The sequence below is a fragment of the Microbacterium sp. AG157 genome, from assembly GCF_003385695.1.
GTDB lineage: Bacteria > Actinomycetota > Actinomycetes > Actinomycetales > Microbacteriaceae > Microbacterium > Microbacterium testaceum.
In genome coordinates this window covers 364,888-380,646 of sequence record NZ_QRDK01000001.1, presented here as the reverse complement: position 1 = coordinate 380,646, position 15,759 = coordinate 364,888, and the positions used below count along the sequence as shown (strand labels likewise).

Below are 15,759 nucleotides of genomic sequence, written 5' to 3'. Positions count from 1 at the left end.
CGTCGTCACTCGCCCACATCTTCCCCTGTGAAAGGTTCCGAGTGAGCGCACCGCCGAGCGAGCTTGTCTCCCCGACCCGTCCGTCGCGCGTCATCGCACGACCGAGTCGTCTCGACCGTCTGCGCGATTCGCGCCTCGGTCGCTCCTTGCGCCAGTACGGTCACGACGTCCTCCGCAAGCCCGAGGGCATCGTCCCGATCGAGCGCGGCGCGTTCACCAAGGTCCTGATCCTGTGGGCCATCGCCCGCGTGGTCAACTTCGGCATGCTGTGGGGTTTCTACTCGATCGCCAAGGCCGCCCGCTGGGGCTTCGGTCCCGACAGCGAGCGACTCGGCACGTTCTTCGACTACCTCACCGGGTGGGATGCCGACCGCTACGGTCAGATCGCCGCGCAGGGGTACCCGATGTCGCTGCCGATGAACGTGTCGGGCGACATCCTTCCCAACAACTGGGCCTTCCTCCCGGTGTTCCCCACCCTGGTCCGCGTGATCTCGGGCGCCACCGGGCTCGGCTGGCAGCCGATCGCCGTGCTGCTGAGCCTCGGGGCCAGCCTGGGCGCCACCTGGCTGCTGTTCGTGCTGATGCGCACGGTCACCAAGCCGCAGCCGGCGTGGTGGGCCGTCGTCTTCTTCTCCTTCGCCCCGATGTCGTTCCTCTTCGTGATCGGCTACAGCGAGGGACTGTTCATGCTGTTGATGTTCGCGGGCATGCTGCTCGCGATCAAACGGCGGTACCTGTGGATCCTGCCGATCGGCCTCATCACGGCCTACACCCGTCCGGGTGTTCTGGCCCTGGGCCTGGCTCTCGGCATCGTGTTCCTCGTGCGCTTCTTCCGCCGCAAGGTCGATCCCTTCCCGATGCGCGAGTGGCTCTCGCTCATGGCATCCGGACTCGTCATCGCGGTGGCGGGTCTGTCGTGGAACCACATCGCGCAGTACGTCACGGGTACGCACAACGCCTACATCCGCACCGAACTCGGCTGGTGGCTCGACTACGTCGGCAACGACGAGTTCACCCCCTTCACCCCGTGGTTCCGCCAGGCGGGTACGCACCTGGGCGTCGTCGGCATCATCCTCGTCCTCGCGCTGATCGTCGCCTTCGCGGCGTTGATGTGGTCGCGCCCCGTCCGCAAGCTCGGCCTGATGGTCGTGGCCTACGGCTTCAGCTACGGCGTCTACATCTTCGCGGTGTTCCTGCCGCAGCAGAGCACGTTCCGCCTGCTCATGCCGATGGCACCCCTGCTCGGTGACGATCGGTGGTCGTCGACCCCGCGTCGGCGCACGGCGATCCTGATCGGATGCCTCGTGCTCCAGGCCGTCGCGATCCTGCTGCTGTGGACGCGCGGCAACCCGTGATCCGGGAGTGACACGACGAGAGGGGCGACGCCGAACGGCGCCGCCCCTCTCGTCGTTCCGGGGTCAGTCGGGCTCGCCGCCGGGTTCGACGGCGTCGACCACATCCTGCTCGGCGGCGTTGTCGGCATCCAGCTCCGCCGATCCGGCGGCGTCTTCCTCGGTGCGGTCGAGGGCGCCCGTCGAGGAGTCCGAGGCGCTGGCGGGCGCCGGCGCAGTCTCGGGCGGGAGGGGGATGGTGGGCTCCGCGGGCGTCGGTGCGGTCGGTTCGGCGGGGTTCGGGGCCATCGGCTCCGAGGGCGTGGGCCGCGAAGGGTCGGACGGAGTCTGGGGGAAGGTCGGCGTGCTCATGCCTCGACTCTCCGCGCCGCCCGCATCCTGTGCGAGCCCCTTCCCCAACCGGCCGCCTCGGTGTACCTGAGCGGGGTTAGGCTTTTGACGGGGCTTCGACGACAAGGGGACGATGTGTCCACGGCACACGACGTGACTCGGCGAGACGCCATCGCGCAGTACCAGCTGTTGGGCGGACCCGCCGAACCCGACCTGCAGGGGCTCGTCGAACTCGCGGCGACGGTGTGCAATGTGCCCACCGCCGTCATCAACATCATCGACGACCGCATGCAGCACCAGGTCGCCGCCGTGGGTATCCAGGCCGCTTCGTGCGCCCGCGAGGACTCCATGTGCGCCGCCGTCATCAGTACCCCGGCGCGCGTCGTGGTACCCGATGCCCGTCTCGACCCCCGCTTTGCCGAGAACGCCTTCGTGACCGGCGAGATCGCGCTCACGCGCTTCTACGCCTCCAGCCCCCTCATCACCCCCTCGGGGATCGCGATCGGCACGCTCTGCGTCTTCGACACCGAGGTCGGCGATCTCTCGGATGCCAGCAGCCGAGCCCTCGACCTGCTCGCGCACCAGGTGATCGATGTCCTCGAACTGCGTCGTGTCCAGCGCGACCTGCTCGACTCCAACGCACAGCTGGAAAGCTTCGCCGCGCAGGTCAGCCACGATCTGCGAAACCCGCTCACCGCCCTGACCGGCTTCCTCGAGCTCGCGGCCGACAGCCCCGAGATGGCCGACGCCCCCCGCGCGGCGCGGTCCCTCGCGCGGGCGGAGGCCGCGGCCGGGCGGATGACGTCGATGGTCACCGATCTGCTCGACTTCGCCCGTATGGGGGGAGCCCGTCCGTACATGACCCGGGTCGACGTGGGCGACACCGTCGACGCCGTGCTCGAAGACCTCGACGGTGCGCTCGTGGACACCGGGGCCGAGGTGACGGTGGAGACGTCGACCTTCGTGCGCGCCGACGACACCCTCCTGCGCGTCCTCCTGCAGAACCTCATCGCCAACGCCGTGAAGTTCACCGTCGCCGCCGAGAAGGTGCCCCGTATCACCGTGGGCGTCGAGACTCTTCCGGACGGGTGGCGCGTCACCGTCGACGACAACGGGGACGCGATCGATCCCGACCTGCGCGAGCGCGTTTTCGAACCCATGCAGCGCGGTCACAGCGGTGAGGTTCCGGGAATCGGCATCGGTCTCGCAACGTGTCGACGCATCGTCGAGGCGCACCGCGGCACGATCGGTCTGGACGCCTCCCCGGCCGGGGGCACGCGCGCCTGGTTCGTCCTCCCGACAGCCGGTTGATCGCTACCGGGCGACGTACCGGGACGCAACCTCCATGACGGGCATCCGGGAAGAGCCGTAGCGTGGGCGGTGTCGATGGGGTTCGTCTCGTCTCCGTCCCCCACCCGGACCGCGAGGAGGAACGCGCCATGGCACGCAACGTGCGCCTGATGCACTGCACGCCCGACGATGTCTTCCGGGTGCTCGCGAACGGCTGGCTGTACCCCCTGTGGGTGGTCGGCACCTCCCGCATGCGCGACGTCGACGAATCCTGGCCCGCCGAGGGGGCGACGCTGCACCACTCCTTCGGGTCATGGCCTGCGGTCATCGACGACACCACCGTGATGCGCGAGTGGGATCCGCCGCGGCGCGCCGTGCTGGAGCCGCACGGCGGCCCCATCGGCGTCGCTCGCGTCGCGATCGATGTGAAAGCCCGCGGTGACCGCTGCGTCGTCCGCATCCAAGAAGAACCCGTCACGGGCCCCACGAGACTCCTGCCCGACACGGTGTTCGACGCGATCACGCGCTACCGCAACGCCGAGACCCTGCACCGCCTGGCCTACCTGGCCGAGGGGGGAGCGCCCGGAACGACGGGCGGGTCTTCGGCGCTCGGCCACGAATCCACCGCCGAGAAGGAGCCGATCGACCGATGAGCGAGAGCTACGACGCGATCATCGTCGGTTCCGGTCCGAACGGGCTCGCCGCGGCCGTCACCCTGGCCCGGTCGGGGCTCGCGGTCGCCGTATTCGAGAAGTCCGACACCTTCGGCGGTGCCGCCTCGACCGCCGAGCTCACCCTCCCCGGGTTCCGGCACGATGTCGGATCGGCGGTGCACCCGCTCGCGCTGGAGTCGTGGTTCTTCCGAGAGTTCGGCCTCGATCGCCGTATCCCTCTCGTCGTCCCCGAGGTCTCCTACGCCCACCCCCTCGACAGCGGGCGCGCAGGACTGGCATTTCGTGATCTCACGCGTGCGGCCGAGGGACTCGGCGTCGACGGTCCGGCGTACGAGCGCCTCATGCGGCCCCTCGTGGACCATCTGCGGGGCGTCGCCGACTTCACGGGCAACGCCCTGCTGCGCGTCCCCGGCGACCCGCTCGCGGCCTTCTTCTTCGGCATCCGCGCTCTCGAACAGGGTGGGCCCTGGTGGAACACGCGCTTTCGTGAGGAGGTCGCGCCCAGCCTCGTCACCGGTGTCTCGGCGCACACGATCTTGCACCAGCCGAGCCTGGCCGCCGGGGGAGCGGGACTGGTGCTCGCCACCTACGGCCACGGCCGCGGGTGGCCGATCCCGATCGGTGGCAGCCAGTCGATCGCCGACGCCATGATCGCCGATATCCGCGCCCACGGGGGAGTGCTGCACGCCGGCGTCGAGGTGACCTCCCTCGACGAGCTGCCCCCGGCCCGCGCCGTGCTCCTCGACACGACCCCGCACTCCCTCATTCGGCTCGCCGGAGATCGGATGCCGGCTTCCTACCGTCGCGTTCTCGAGAGGTTCCGCTACGGGGGCGGCGTCGCCAAGGTCGATTTCGCCCTGTCGGACCCGGTGCCCTGGGCCCATGCCGACGTCGCCCGCGCCGGCACGGTGCACATCGGCGGCACCCGCGCCGAGATCGCAGAGGCCGAGAACGCGGTGGCCCGGGGCGACCTCCCCGACGCCCCTTACGTCTTAGCGGCGCAACCGACGTTGTTCGACTCCACGCGTGCGCCCGAGGGCAAGCACGTGCTGTGGGCCTACACGCACGTTCCGTCGGGGAGTCCCGCCGACCGCGAAGACGCCGTCGTCCGTCAGATCGAGCGTTTCGCCCCGGGCTTCCGCGACACCGTGTTGGCGTCGTCGTCGCGCACGGCCGTCGACATCGCCGCATGGAACCCCAACTTCCCCGGCGGCGACATCTCGGCGGGCGCCCCCACACTCACTCAGCTCCTGGGTCGCCCGGTCTACAGTCCCGATCCGTGGCGCACGCCGATGAAGGGCGTGTACCTGTGCTCGTCATCGACCAGCCCCGGCCCGGGCGTGCACGGCCTCGCCGGGTGGCAGGCTGCGCTCAGCGCGCTCCGGCATGAGTTCGGCACGCGCCTGCGCCCCGACCTCGCTCCCCGCGACGACCAGCTGTCCACGGCGACCCGGTAGCCGTGCCCGAGGGCGACAGCGTCTACCGGCTCCGGCGACGCCTCGAGGCCGCGACCCTCGGTGCCCGGGTGCGGGACGGCGAGCTGCGCTCGGGCAACGCGGCCGGACGCTCGCTCGCGGGGGTTCGCATCGACGGCTACGACACCCATGGCAAGCACCTTCTCACCCGATTCGACGACGGGTCCACCCTGCACACTCATCTGCGCATGCAGGGGAGTTGGACGATCACACGAGCAGGGCGTTCTCTCCCCGCCGCGGTGCGCGAGACGGCGCGCGTGCGGCTGCGACTCGATGACGGGAGAAAGATGTGGGGCCTCGATCTCCCCGTCGTGGAACTCGTCCCCACCGTGCTCGAGAGCCGGGCGATCGGACATCTCGGCCCCGACCCGTTGCGCGACGACTGGGATGCCGCGGAGGCGGCGCGTCGACTCTCGATCCGGCCCGACCGGCCCTTCGTCGCGGCTCTGCTGGACCAGACCGCTGTGGCCGGGCTCGGCAACCTGTGGGTGAACGAGCTCGCTTTCCTGCGTGGCATCCACCCTTTCGCGCCCATCGGGATGACCGACCTCGAGGCGCTCGTGGCTCTCGCGGCACGGTGTCTGCGGATCTCGGCGACCGTTCCCGGGATGTACCAGGTCACCACCGGTGACCGTCGGAGAGGTTCCTCGCATTGGGTGGCGGGACGCGCGGGGCGTCCCTGCCTGCGCTGCGGAACGCGCGTGAGCGTGCGCGACGAGGTGCAGAACGACCCCGAACAGCGGCGGACGTGGTGGTGCCCGCGGTGCCAGCCCCTGCCCGGAACGGCCGATGTCGGGACCCCCGGGTAGAACGGATCCATGGCCGTCGAACGCGAGAACCTCTTGCGCGTCACCCGCATCTACGCAGAGGAGGCCGCTCTCGAACTCGAGCGCGGCCGCGAGATCATCGCGCGCTGGCCCGAGGCCGACATCGTCCGGATCGCCTCGCACTGGCAGATCCCCGAGGTGCACGGCGACGAGACGAACGTCGCCCGCTGGGTGCGCATCAAGACCGAGGCGCTCGTGTTGGGCCTCAAGAAGAGTGTGGCGACGCGGGTCAACGGGCGCTCCGCCGACTTCATCGCGCCCTCGCTCTCCAATGGGTGCGCGATGGCCTGCAGCTATTGCTACGTACCGAGACGCAAGGGCTACAGCAACCCGATCACGGTCTTCGCCAACATCGAGCAGATCACCAGGCACCTCGCGCGGCACGTCGCGGCGCGCGGCCCCAAGTCCGAGCCGAACCAGTGCGATCCCGAGGCATGGGTGTACGACATCGGCGAGAACGGCGATTGCTCCGTCGATGCGTTGATCAGCGAGAACGTGCGCGACGTCTGCGATCTGTTCCGCATGACACCCACGGCCAAGGCATCGTTCGCGACGAAGTTCGTCAACCGCGACCTGCTCGAGTGGGATCCGGCGGGGCGCACGCGCATCCGCTTCTCGCTCATGCCGGCGACGACGGCGAGGGTCACCGATCTGCGCACCTCGCCGATGGCCGATCGGATCGCGGCGATCAACGATTTCGTGGATGCCGGGTACGAAGTGCACGTCAACTTCTCGCCGGTCATCCTCACCCCGACGTGGCTCGCCGACTGGGCAGAACTGTTCGATCAGCTCGACGCCGCCCTCCACGCCCGGGCGAAGGCGCAATTGGCGTGCGAGGTGATCTTCCTCACTCACAACGAGGGTCTCCACGAGGTCAACCTCGGGTGGCATCCGAAGGGGGAAGAACTGCTGTGGACCCCCGCCGTCCAAGAAGAGAAGAGGTCGCAGAACGGGGCGGTCAACGTGCGATACCGTCATCCGCTCAAGGCGCAGGCGGTGGCCGCTCTGGGCGACCTCATCGCGCTCAAGCTCCCGTACTGCCGGGTGCGTTACGCATTCTGAGGCTCAGCTGATCTCGCCGGTGGGTGATCCCTCGGTCGTGGACGCCTCGTCGGCGTCCTGCTGGGCCGCGGCGCCCTCTTCGGGAGACTCGCTTCCCGCTCCCGGGGAGTCGTGACCGGGGGCATCGTCCGCGCGTGCATCGCGATTCGTCATGTTCATCCTCTTCGTCGTCGTTGTGGAGCGACGGTGCCACGGACCACCGTCCGTGTCCAGGGGGTGGACGCTCTCACAGGGGACGAACGCCGAAGCGCTCGGTGAAGTCTGCGCTCGCGGCATCCTCGAAGTCGTCTGCTTCGTCGCGAAGCTCGATGTCGCCCACGACGATCAGAGGTACGGCGCCAAGGCGCCGGCGGTCAACGCGAGGGCGAGGGTCGTGCCACCCACGCCGGTGGCGGTGAGCACGGTGGCCCGCTCGAATCGGCGACGGCGCGAGACGTTCGCCGGGTGAGTGGTCGAACGCACCGACGCCTTGGCCGTGTGGAGGGTGTCGTATCGGCCGACCGGTACGCCGTGCGCATCACGGGAGACGAACCCACCCGCGACCTGGTCGACGCAGCCGAAGTACTCGCCGCCGCGGTGCGCGACCCAGAAGCCGGTGTCGACCTTCGCCCACAGCACGCGGGCCGCGGCCAGGGGAGCGGGGGAGAGGGAGGTCGGGGTCGTCATGTCACGCCGCCGCGGAAAGGGTGCGACGGGCGGGGGCGGTGGTGCGGACCGTCTGCGGACGCTGCGCACTGTCGATCGCAGGGATCTCGACGTTCAGGTCGACGACGAGACCGGCCGAAGAATTGGCCATATCGGCCATGGTCTTCAGCACGGTGGAATTGAGGGTCTCAGGCTCGGCGGAGTCGAAGACGAAGCGGAGAGGGATGGCGGGCTGCAGCCACAGCGTGGAGCGGCCCGGAGTGCCGTCTACGTGCGTCCAGCTGAGCGTGAAGCTCTCGCTCCGTCGAAGCTTGGTGGCCGTGACGACCTTGATGTGGGAGAGCAGACGATCTGGAATCTGGATCGATTCGGTCGTGGTGCCGTAGAACAGGTGGCCCATGGGGTACTCCCTTCGAAAGCGATTAGCTGTCCTTAGAACATACTCGACTAGTAACTAGTTTGTCTAACTATTATTTTCGACGTATAGTTCTCGGAAGAGCGGGAGGAGTGTGCCATGACCGATGTCGGATCCACGTCTCTTCGCTCCGCGCCCGCCGAGTCCACCGAAGAGGTGGCTTACTGGTACGGCGGCGAGCCGTCGGACCGCCGCCAGCGCAGCAAGGCCGTCCTCGAAGCGCTGCGGATCTACCGCGCGGCCGAGGTCGCCATGCGTCGCCGCACTCGCGACTCGATGTCGATGGGAGAGAACGAGCTCCTCGTTCTGCGGTACCTGTTGCGCGACTCGGCCCGCCGTGTCAAACCGGGGGAGCTCACGCGCTATCTCGGTCTCTCCACCGCCTCCACGACGGCGATCCTCGACCGTCTCGAACGATCGGGGCACGTCACGCGCGCAGCGAACCCCGACGACCGGCGCAGCATCTTCATCCAGGCCACCCCCCGCGCGCACGCCGAAGTGCGGCAGACGCTCGGGAACATGCACGATCGCATGCTCGCGGCGGTCATCGACATGACGCCCGAAGAAGCCGCCGCGGTGGTCGCTTTCCTCCGACGTATGAGCGACGCCGTGGACGGCGTGGCGGTCGAGCACCCGGCGGTTGGTTCCCCGTGATCTACGTGCTCGTCGGCGGCCCGCGCGACGGACAGCACGTGGATGACCTGCCTCGCGGCTACCGCCTCTCCCTCAGCGATCCCCAGCCCGAACCCTTCGGAGAGTTCGACACCGTCCGTGCGGTGTGGTTCGAACTCGATGAGGCCATGTTCCGCTCGCCGCAGCGGCGCGACTGAGGCGTATCTCACTCACGCCGGACCGGCAACCCGCCTCGGTTCCTCCCCCGCACCGGCGAAGGTAGGCCTATGCGATGCGTGACCTATGCCGGCGAGACCGTGATCACCACCGACGACGTTGCCGCGTCGTTGATCGAGTTGACCGCGGCGGTGGCGAAAGAGGGTCAGGCCGAAGCCGTCAGCATCCCCATCGTCACCGACGACAAGAAGGTCGCCCAGGCCGAGCTCGTGATCGGTGTCGGCAACGATGTCCTTTCCGCCCCGCTGGAGTGGCACGACGAAGAGCCGGACTTCTCGCACGCCGCCGCAGAGCTCAAGGACCACCGCCTCTTTCCGCGTCCGCATCTTCGGGCGGTCGAGCCCGCGTCGACCTCCGACGAGGAACCCTTCGACTACGACTTCGATCAGCCGACGCAGGCGTGAGCCGACACGGGTGAAATCGTCCCCGCGTGCGGGTGTACGCCCCGGGAGGGCTTGCCGCCGACGCTCGGCATCCGCTAGGTTCTCAAATCCGTGCCGATCGGCACGGTGAGCCGAGGAGAGACGAGACCATGACCGCGAACCGCGATCTGCGTCCGGAGCAGCAGGGAACGTACCTGTTGTTCCCGCTTTCGTCGTACCCTCCGGCGCCGGTCGTCTAGACATCCGTCTTCCCACGCCCCGCACCGTCAGGTCGGGGCGTTTCTCTTTCCACCGGGTGGGGGAGTGCCTCGTCCCGAGGCTCGACTCCGCGCGCGTCAGCGCACCACACGAAGGAAAGGACCCATGCAGAAGCTCACCGAACGTCTCGTGTCGTGGGCGAGCCTGATCGATTACAAGACCATCGACCAGGCCCGTACCTCGTCGCGCATGCCGTTCATCTACCCCCACCTCGCCCTCATGCCCGATGCCCACCTGGGCTTGGGTGCAACGGTCGGGTCGGTCATCCCGACGCTCGGGACGATCATGCCGGCGGCCGTCGGCGTCGACATCGGGTGCGGAATGATCGCCGTCAAGACGCAGTTCCGTGCCGCAGACCTCCCCGGTCGCGATCTCGCAGAGCTGCGGCAGCAGATCGAGCGCGCCATCCCGCTCTCGGCCGGTCGTGACAACCGCAAGATCGTCGCGACCGCCGAGCCGCGGGTGGCCGAGCTCGAGGCGCTCGCCGACGAGGCCGGGTTCGACCCCGCGTCGTACGCCGGTCACTGGCGGCACCAGCTCGGGTCGCTGGGCAGCGGCAACCACTTCATCGAGATCTCGCTCGACGAGAACGACGACGTGTGGATGTTCCTGCACTCCGGCTCGCGCGGCGTCGGCAACCGCATCGCGCAGCACCACATCACGGTGGCGCAGCGGCTCGCGAAGCAGTGGTGGATCGAGCTTCCGCACCCCGATTTGGCCTACCTCGTCGAGGGCACGCTGGAGTTCACTCGGTACATCAGCGAGCTCCGGTGGGCGCAGCATTTCGCCCTGCTCAACCGCGAAGAGATGATGGACCGCGTCGCGAACCAGCTCGGGCGATTCCTCGACGCCCCCGTCGAAGAGCGCGAGCGGATCAACTGCCATCACAACTTCACCGAGTCCGAAACGCACTTCGGCAAGCAGGTGTGGGTGTCGCGCAAGGGCGCGATCATGGCCGACGCCGGTCGTCCGGGCCTCATCCCGGGGTCGATGGGCACGGCCTCGTACGTCGTCGAGGGCCGGGGCAACCCCGTCGCGTTGAACTCCTCTCCGCACGGCGCGGGTCGGGAGTACTCGCGGTCGGCCGCCCGCAAGACCTTCACGCGCGAACAGCTGCGCGAAGCGATGGCGGGGATCGAGTACCGAGACACCGACGCGTTCATCGATGAGATCCCGCAGGCCTACAAGCCGATCGATCGGGTCATGGCCGACGCCGCCGATCTCGTCACGGTGCGGCACACGCTGCGCCAGATCGTCAACGTGAAGGGCGACTGAGACGGATGCCATGGCTGCCACACCGCAGCCATGGCATCCGCCGTTCGGCCGGGGTGGAATACATCGCTCGGGGGATGCGCGGACGGGCGTCGTTTCGCGACGATGGGGGAGAGCTCGCGAAGCCGCGCGGGCGGACACTTCCCCCCGGAGTGAAGATTCATGACCTCTGATCGTGCCCAGACCATCGACCATCATCACGACCCCTCCGACCGGAGTGAACGCCAGAGCACGTGCATTCGCCTCGCGCAGGCCCGCCTGGCGGCTTTCGTGGAGAGCACGGCAGACGACGTCGACGAGACCTCGGACGCGGCCGTGACCGCGCTGCGCTCGGCGGTGTCGTCGGGAGCCGACCTCGACCGCATCTCCGCCGAGCTCGAGGTGAGCACCGGTGCGATTCAGGCGATCGTCGACGGCTCGGTGCCGCTGCGCAGTCTTCATCCCGACGACCGTCTCCGGCCCCGCACCTGACGGGCGTAGTTTCGACGCGGTCGATGTCCCCGCCCTGGGGCCACTCGACTTCTGTGCGGGGTTACGCTCTGGGCATGAAGACCGGCGCCGCGGGCGGCTTTGCGACCATCGACTTCGAGACGACGGGCCTCGTCCCCGAACGTGACGATCGTGCGATAGAGGTGTCCGTCGTGCACTCGGACCCGGACGGAACGATCACGGGGCAGTGGGAGACGCTGATAAATCCGCGTAGAGACCTGGGTGCACAACGCATTCACAACATCTCCGCTCGCGAGATCATCAAGGCTCCTATTTTCGAGAGGGTCGCCGCCGAGCTGCTGGAGCTGCTGTCGGGTCGCGTGGTCGTCGCCCACAACGCGTCTTTCGACCTTCGATTCCTCAACGCCGAGCTCGATCGGATCGACTACAGGCGAGCCGACGACTTCGTCACGGCATGCACGATGCGCCTCGCCCGCACACATCTCGGCAGCGGCCTGGCCCTCGCGGATTGCTGCGATGCCTTCGGTATCCCGCTCGTGGGGGCGCATCGGGCTTCAGCTGACGCGCTGGCCACGGCCCGCCTGCTCGAAGCGTTCATCGCAAGCGGGGGGAGCGAGCAGTGGGATCCGCTTCTGCTGTCAGCCCCGCACCTGACGCCCTTCGATGGTGGGCGCGATGCGTGGCTCGCCCGGGACGAGGTGCCCCCCGTCACCCCCGGTTTCATCGACCGCATAGTGGTGCGGATCCCGGATGTCTCAGAGACCCATGAGCAAGCGGAGTATCTCGCACTCGTCGAGCGAGCCCTTCTCGATCGCTACCTCTCCGAGCACGAGAAGGACGCCCTCGTCGCTCTCGCTGATCGGTCCGGGATCGGGCGGGACACCGCGCATCGGTTGCACCGCGACTATTTCACCGCGTTGGTCAACGTCGTCTGGGCCGACGGTGTCGTCACGGATGTCGAACGGGCGGACGTCGAGCTCGTCGCCGCTCTGCTCGACATCGACGACGAGATGGTGTCCCGTCTTCTTCTCGCGCCGCCCACGCGTTTGACGTCACCTCCGACGGTCGTCCTACAGGAGTTCCTCCTCGCGCCCGGCGACGAGATCGTGCTCACCGGCGAGATGTCGCGTTCGAGGTCCGAGTGGGAGCGGGATCTTCGTTCAGCCGGCTTCGTTCCGAAACCCGCCGTGACCAAGCGAACAGCGATTCTCGTAGCCGCGGACCCCGACTCGCTGTCGGGCAAAGCGCGCAAGGCGCGGGACTACGGCGTCCCCGTCGTCGGAGAAGGCTGGCTGCGCGACCTGCTGGCGAGTGTTTGATGGGCGAGCGCAGGTTCGAATGGGGCGGTCTCAGCGCCGACCGCGGCGACTACGTGACCGCGGCGGAGGCACTGGCGATGCTCGAGGTGCTCGTCGTCGCCCAGGCCGACCTCGCCGTCACGACCGAGCTGCGTGACGGCGCCGCATGGGCGCGCTTCTCGCGTGGAGAGCGCTGGGCCGTCGTCTCGACGCCCGGCTCGCGGTGGTTCTCGGTCGAGACCGACACGGGCCACCGCCTGCAGATCGTCGACGCCAACACCTCGAAAGATCAGAGCGCCCAACTGCTCGCCGTCCATGTCGACGTGGCCGAGGCGTACGTCCGCGGCGAGGCGGTGCCGGTGCGCGCCGGTGGGCTCGGCGGTTCGGTGCTCGCGATCGACGTGAACGGACGGCAGGTGCTGTTGACACAGTCCGTCGGGCGCCGAGTGCGCGGTCTGTTCGGCCGATAGGCCCGGCGGCCGCTCCGGTCAAGCCGGTGCTCCTCGCTCGCGCTCTTGCCAGGCTGGAGGGGTACGCGACGAAGGGAAACCCATGAGCGACTCGCAGAACTCCGCACCCGCCGACGACGCCGCCGACCTCGGCGACGACCCCACGGTCAAGCCGAGCCAGGAGAACGACGTCGACGAGGAAGCCAAGGCTCCCTCCAAGGACGATCCGAACGCCGACCACCAGGCGACGGGAATCGGAGTCATCGGCGACGAGTGATCCGGATGCCGCGGAGCGGGCGTCGAGATCGTCGGCGGTCGCCCCGCGGGTCGGGGCGCGCCGCTCCACGGTGCTAATCTTGACCGGTCCGCCTCCGTAGCTCAGGGGATAGAGCGTTGGTTTCCGGTACCAAAGGTCGCTGGTTCGATTCCAGTCGGGGGCACATCGAGAAGGCCGCGATCATGACGATCGCGGCCTTCGGTCTTGCCGGGTTCAGCCCTCGTCGGTGACGGACCCGGTGGGCTCGGCGTCTTCGACGATGTGCTGCGAACCGAGCTCGTCCGCGACGGCCCGTCCCTGGTCCACGGCCTCTTCGCGGCTGGAGAAGCTCGCCGAGAGCTCGGGCCGGCCCTCGACCGCGTTCTCCCACTGTCCTCGGTTCGATCGTGTGGTCACGTCGTTCTGGCTCATGGCATCCATGTCACACCCGGGCTGTGTCCTCCACCCCCGTCTTGACAGGCGTTGTCAAGACCACCACGCGTTTCCGGCGAAGGCTGACATGCTGGGCAGTACCTTCGAAAGGGGTCTGTCATGAGTGTCGGAGCCGGTATCGCGCTGTTCGTCGTCGGTGCCATCCTCGCCTTCGCGGTCAACCTCCCCAACGACTTCGTCGATCTCACCACGATCGGCTACATCATGATGGGCGCGGGCGTCGTCGTCTTCCTCATCGGGGTCGTGATGCTGGTTCGTCGTCGCCAAACCGATACGGTCACCCGTACCGAAGGAGTGGGGGCGGCGCAGGTCACGCGCTCGAGCACGCGCTCCTCGAACGACGACCTCGTCTGAGCCCCGCGGGGTCGATCCCCGGAGAGCTGATATGACCGAACCCACCCCCACCGTCGCGTACGACCCTGCCGTCGACGACCTGTTCGATGGGCGCTATCGCCTCGGTCGCGTCCTCGGCCAGGGCGGATACGCGCGTGTCTACGAAGCCGTCGACACCGCTCTCGAACGCACCCTCGCCCTCAAAGTGATCGACGGCGACGGCGCCGACCCCTCCGACGTGGCCCGCGTGCGCTCCGAGATCCGGCTGCTCGCGTCCCTGTCGCACCCCTCGCTTGTAACGCTGTACGACGCCAAGCTCGACGCGCAGCCGGCCTACCTGGCCATGGAACTCATCGCCGGACCGACCCTCACCGACCGCATCGCGCGCGGACCGCTTCCGGGGCCCGATGTCGCCCGCATCGGTCGCGAGATCGCCGAGGCGTTCGCCGTCATCCACGGTCGCGGCATCGTCCACCGCGACGTGAAGCCCTCGAACATCCTCATCCGACCCGCCGCCCACGCCGGCGAGAGCCCGCGCGCGACCCTCGCCGACTTCGGCATCGCCTCGCTCGTGGGAGCGACGCGGGTGACGCGCGCCGACACGGTGATCGGCACCGCGGCGTATCTCAGTCCCGAGCAGGCCCGGGGGATGCCGGCCGGCCCCGCGAGCGATGTCTACGCGCTCGGACTCGTCCTGCTCGAGGCGCTGACCGGCTCCCGCCCCTTCGGGTCCCGCACCCCGCACGAGGCCCTCGCCGCCCGTCTCGTCGCGGCTCCCGATATCCCCGCGCAGATCCCGCCTGCGTGGCGTGGAGTTCTCGAGCGGATGACCGCGATCGAGCCGAACGAGAGACCGGATGCCACGGGCCTCATCTCCGAGCTCGGCACCCTCTCGGGGGTGACGGTGCCCGTATCGGCCCCGGCGAAGCCGGCCTCGCCTCTTCCGACGGCCGCCCTTGCCGGCAGCACCGGCCCCACGCGCGTCTTCGAGCCGTCCGCGAACCCGACTCGGCGCCGGGCCGACAGAAAGCCCTCGCCTCGCGCGCTCGTCATCGGCGCCGTCGTTGCGGTTCTCCTGGCCGTCGGAGGCATCGGCATCGCCGCAGCTGTCGGTTCCGGGGGCGGGGCCGACGAGCCCGCTCTGCCGTCGCTTCCCCAGCCCCTCGACCAGCACATGGACGACCTCTGGAAGCAGGTGGGTCCGTGATCCGCCGCGCCGCCCCCGCCGCGGGCCTCCTCCTCGCCGCGGCCATCGTCCTCGCGGCGTGCACCCCGCCGGCTGCGACCCCCACGGCCTGGCAGCAGAACGTGCAGACCGTGGCCGATCAGGCCTCTGGTGGCGACTACGCCTCGGCTCTCGCGAGCCTGGATGCTCTCGAGGCCGACGTGGTCGCCCGCCGTGACGCCGGCGAGATCTCCGCGGACGAAGCCGACGGCATCCTGAGTCGGATCGCCACCGTCCGCGCCGACCTGACTTCTCTGGTCCCGACCCCGACGCCCACCCCCACGACGGAGCCCACGCCCGAACCGTCGCAGGAGACGGTCACCGACGACGGCGGTGACGAGCCCGCCCAGCCGGCTCCCGATGACAAAGATTCGGGCGGGAAAGATGACAAGGGGCCGGGCAACGGCAACGGCAACGGCAAGGGTCCGGGCAAGAAAGACGGCTGAGCCGCTTCGCCCGGAGC

Annotated in this window: 22 protein-coding genes and 1 tRNA gene; 18 read left to right on the top strand and 5 right to left on the bottom strand. The window is 68.8% G+C overall.

The genetic code is table 11. The features are described 5' to 3' along the window. Positions 1 to 41 precede the first annotated feature (41 nt). The gene (locus tag DEU35_RS01875) at positions 42 to 1,355 is read left to right on the top strand and encodes a hypothetical protein (protein ID WP_103210184.1); all 1,314 of its coding nucleotides are present in this window, start codon (positions 42 to 44) and stop codon (positions 1,353 to 1,355) included. 63 nt (positions 1,356 to 1,418) lie between these two features. Here DEU35_RS01875 and DEU35_RS16960 read toward each other — a convergent pair whose 3' ends face one another. After that, positions 1,419 to 1,703: a hypothetical protein gene (locus DEU35_RS16960; RefSeq protein ID WP_170210588.1), complete on the bottom strand. Its 285-nt coding sequence runs from the start codon at positions 1,701 to 1,703 to the stop codon at positions 1,419 to 1,421. A gap of 114 nt (positions 1,704 to 1,817) precedes the next feature. On the opposite strand from DEU35_RS16960, the gene DEU35_RS01865 reads away from it, so the two are divergent. The 5 genes from DEU35_RS01865 to DEU35_RS01845 all read left to right on the top strand — a co-directional run bounded on the left by DEU35_RS01865 (position 1,818) and on the right by DEU35_RS01845 (position 7,010). Next, positions 1,818 to 2,993: an ATP-binding protein gene (locus DEU35_RS01865; protein WP_103210187.1), complete on the top strand. Its 1,176-nt coding sequence runs from the start codon at positions 1,818 to 1,820 to the stop codon at positions 2,991 to 2,993. A gap of 128 nt (positions 2,994 to 3,121) precedes the next feature. Further along, complete coding sequence (locus tag DEU35_RS01860; RefSeq protein WP_116238878.1) at positions 3,122 to 3,625, top strand: SRPBCC family protein; 504 nt, start codon at positions 3,122 to 3,124, stop codon at positions 3,623 to 3,625. Next, entirely contained in the window at positions 3,622 to 5,103 is a 1,482-nt protein-coding gene (locus DEU35_RS01855) for an NAD(P)/FAD-dependent oxidoreductase (protein WP_116238454.1), read from the top strand. The genes DEU35_RS01860 and DEU35_RS01855 overlap by 4 nt, the downstream gene beginning before the upstream one ends. Before the next feature lie 2 nt (positions 5,104 to 5,105). Next, a complete protein-coding gene (locus tag DEU35_RS01850; protein ID WP_116238453.1) occupies positions 5,106 to 5,930 on the top strand; it encodes an Fpg/Nei family DNA glycosylase in 825 nt (274 codons plus the stop codon). 9 nt (positions 5,931 to 5,939) lie between these two features. Beyond that, entirely contained in the window at positions 5,940 to 7,010 is a 1,071-nt protein-coding gene (locus tag DEU35_RS01845) for a spore photoproduct lyase family protein (protein ID WP_116238452.1), read from the top strand. A gap of 3 nt (positions 7,011 to 7,013) precedes the next feature. Here the strand turns inward: DEU35_RS01845 and DEU35_RS16955 are convergent, their stop codons facing one another. The 3 genes from DEU35_RS16955 to DEU35_RS01835 all read right to left on the bottom strand — a co-directional run bounded on the left by DEU35_RS16955 (position 7,014) and on the right by DEU35_RS01835 (position 8,055). Next, entirely contained in the window at positions 7,014 to 7,163 is a 150-nt protein-coding gene (locus DEU35_RS16955) for a hypothetical protein (RefSeq protein ID WP_170210589.1), read from the bottom strand. A gap of 171 nt (positions 7,164 to 7,334) precedes the next feature. Next, complete coding sequence (locus DEU35_RS01840; protein ID WP_103210197.1) at positions 7,335 to 7,676, bottom strand: hypothetical protein; 342 nt, start codon at positions 7,674 to 7,676, stop codon at positions 7,335 to 7,337. Position 7,677: 1 nt separating this feature from the next. Next, the gene (locus DEU35_RS01835) at positions 7,678 to 8,055 is read right to left on the bottom strand and encodes a hypothetical protein (RefSeq protein ID WP_116238451.1); all 378 of its coding nucleotides are present in this window, start codon (positions 8,053 to 8,055) and stop codon (positions 7,678 to 7,680) included. Positions 8,056 to 8,169: 114 nt separating this feature from the next. Between DEU35_RS01835 and DEU35_RS01830 the strand changes: the two genes are divergently transcribed. From DEU35_RS01830 to DEU35_RS01795, 9 genes are all read left to right on the top strand, one after another. Continuing rightward, complete coding sequence (locus tag DEU35_RS01830; protein WP_103210201.1) at positions 8,170 to 8,724, top strand: MarR family winged helix-turn-helix transcriptional regulator; 555 nt, start codon at positions 8,170 to 8,172, stop codon at positions 8,722 to 8,724. 38 nt (positions 8,725 to 8,762) lie between these two features. Then, positions 8,763 to 8,900, top strand: coding sequence for a hypothetical protein (locus tag DEU35_RS16950; RefSeq protein ID WP_170210590.1), 138 nt, complete (start codon positions 8,763 to 8,765; stop codon positions 8,898 to 8,900). 69 nt (positions 8,901 to 8,969) lie between these two features. Then, on the top strand, positions 8,970 to 9,323 hold the full coding sequence (locus tag DEU35_RS01820) for a hypothetical protein (protein WP_258027961.1): 354 nt from the start codon (positions 8,970 to 8,972) through the stop codon (positions 9,321 to 9,323). A 342-nt stretch (positions 9,324 to 9,665) separates the two neighbouring features. After that, the gene (locus DEU35_RS01815) at positions 9,666 to 10,835 is read left to right on the top strand and encodes an RtcB family protein (RefSeq protein WP_116238450.1); all 1,170 of its coding nucleotides are present in this window, start codon (positions 9,666 to 9,668) and stop codon (positions 10,833 to 10,835) included. Positions 10,836 to 10,994: 159 nt separating this feature from the next. After that, positions 10,995 to 11,303: a hypothetical protein gene (locus DEU35_RS01810; RefSeq protein ID WP_116238449.1), complete on the top strand. Its 309-nt coding sequence runs from the start codon at positions 10,995 to 10,997 to the stop codon at positions 11,301 to 11,303. A gap of 74 nt (positions 11,304 to 11,377) precedes the next feature. Beyond that, positions 11,378 to 12,601: an exonuclease domain-containing protein gene (locus tag DEU35_RS01805; protein ID WP_181904537.1), complete on the top strand. Its 1,224-nt coding sequence runs from the start codon at positions 11,378 to 11,380 to the stop codon at positions 12,599 to 12,601. After that, on the top strand, positions 12,601 to 13,050 hold the full coding sequence (locus DEU35_RS01800; RefSeq protein WP_103210210.1) for a hypothetical protein: 450 nt from the start codon (positions 12,601 to 12,603) through the stop codon (positions 13,048 to 13,050). The genes DEU35_RS01805 and DEU35_RS01800 overlap by 1 nt, the downstream gene beginning before the upstream one ends. Positions 13,051 to 13,132: 82 nt before the next feature. After that, complete coding sequence (locus tag DEU35_RS16945; RefSeq protein ID WP_180993479.1) at positions 13,133 to 13,306, top strand: hypothetical protein; 174 nt, start codon at positions 13,133 to 13,135, stop codon at positions 13,304 to 13,306. A gap of 90 nt (positions 13,307 to 13,396) precedes the next feature. Continuing rightward, a tRNA-Arg gene (locus tag DEU35_RS01795) sits at positions 13,397 to 13,469 on the top strand. A 50-nt stretch (positions 13,470 to 13,519) separates the two neighbouring features. On the opposite strand, the gene DEU35_RS01790 is transcribed toward DEU35_RS01795, so the two are convergent. Continuing rightward, positions 13,520 to 13,717, bottom strand: coding sequence for a DUF2188 domain-containing protein (locus tag DEU35_RS01790; RefSeq protein ID WP_103210844.1), 198 nt, complete (start codon positions 13,715 to 13,717; stop codon positions 13,520 to 13,522). 120 nt (positions 13,718 to 13,837) lie between these two features. Between DEU35_RS01790 and DEU35_RS01785 the strand changes: the two genes are divergently transcribed. Genes DEU35_RS01785 through DEU35_RS01775 form a run of 3 tightly spaced genes read left to right on the top strand, consistent with a single transcriptional unit; the run spans position 13,838 to position 15,742 of the window. After that, entirely contained in the window at positions 13,838 to 14,092 is a 255-nt protein-coding gene (locus tag DEU35_RS01785; RefSeq protein WP_116238447.1) for a DUF6458 family protein, read from the top strand. 31 nt (positions 14,093 to 14,123) lie between these two features. Beyond that, entirely contained in the window at positions 14,124 to 15,278 is a 1,155-nt protein-coding gene (locus DEU35_RS01780; RefSeq protein ID WP_116238446.1) for a serine/threonine-protein kinase, read from the top strand. Beyond that, complete coding sequence (locus DEU35_RS01775) at positions 15,275 to 15,742, top strand: hypothetical protein (RefSeq protein WP_116238445.1); 468 nt, start codon at positions 15,275 to 15,277, stop codon at positions 15,740 to 15,742. The genes DEU35_RS01780 and DEU35_RS01775 overlap by 4 nt, the downstream gene beginning before the upstream one ends. Positions 15,743 to 15,759: the final 17 nt, after the last annotated feature.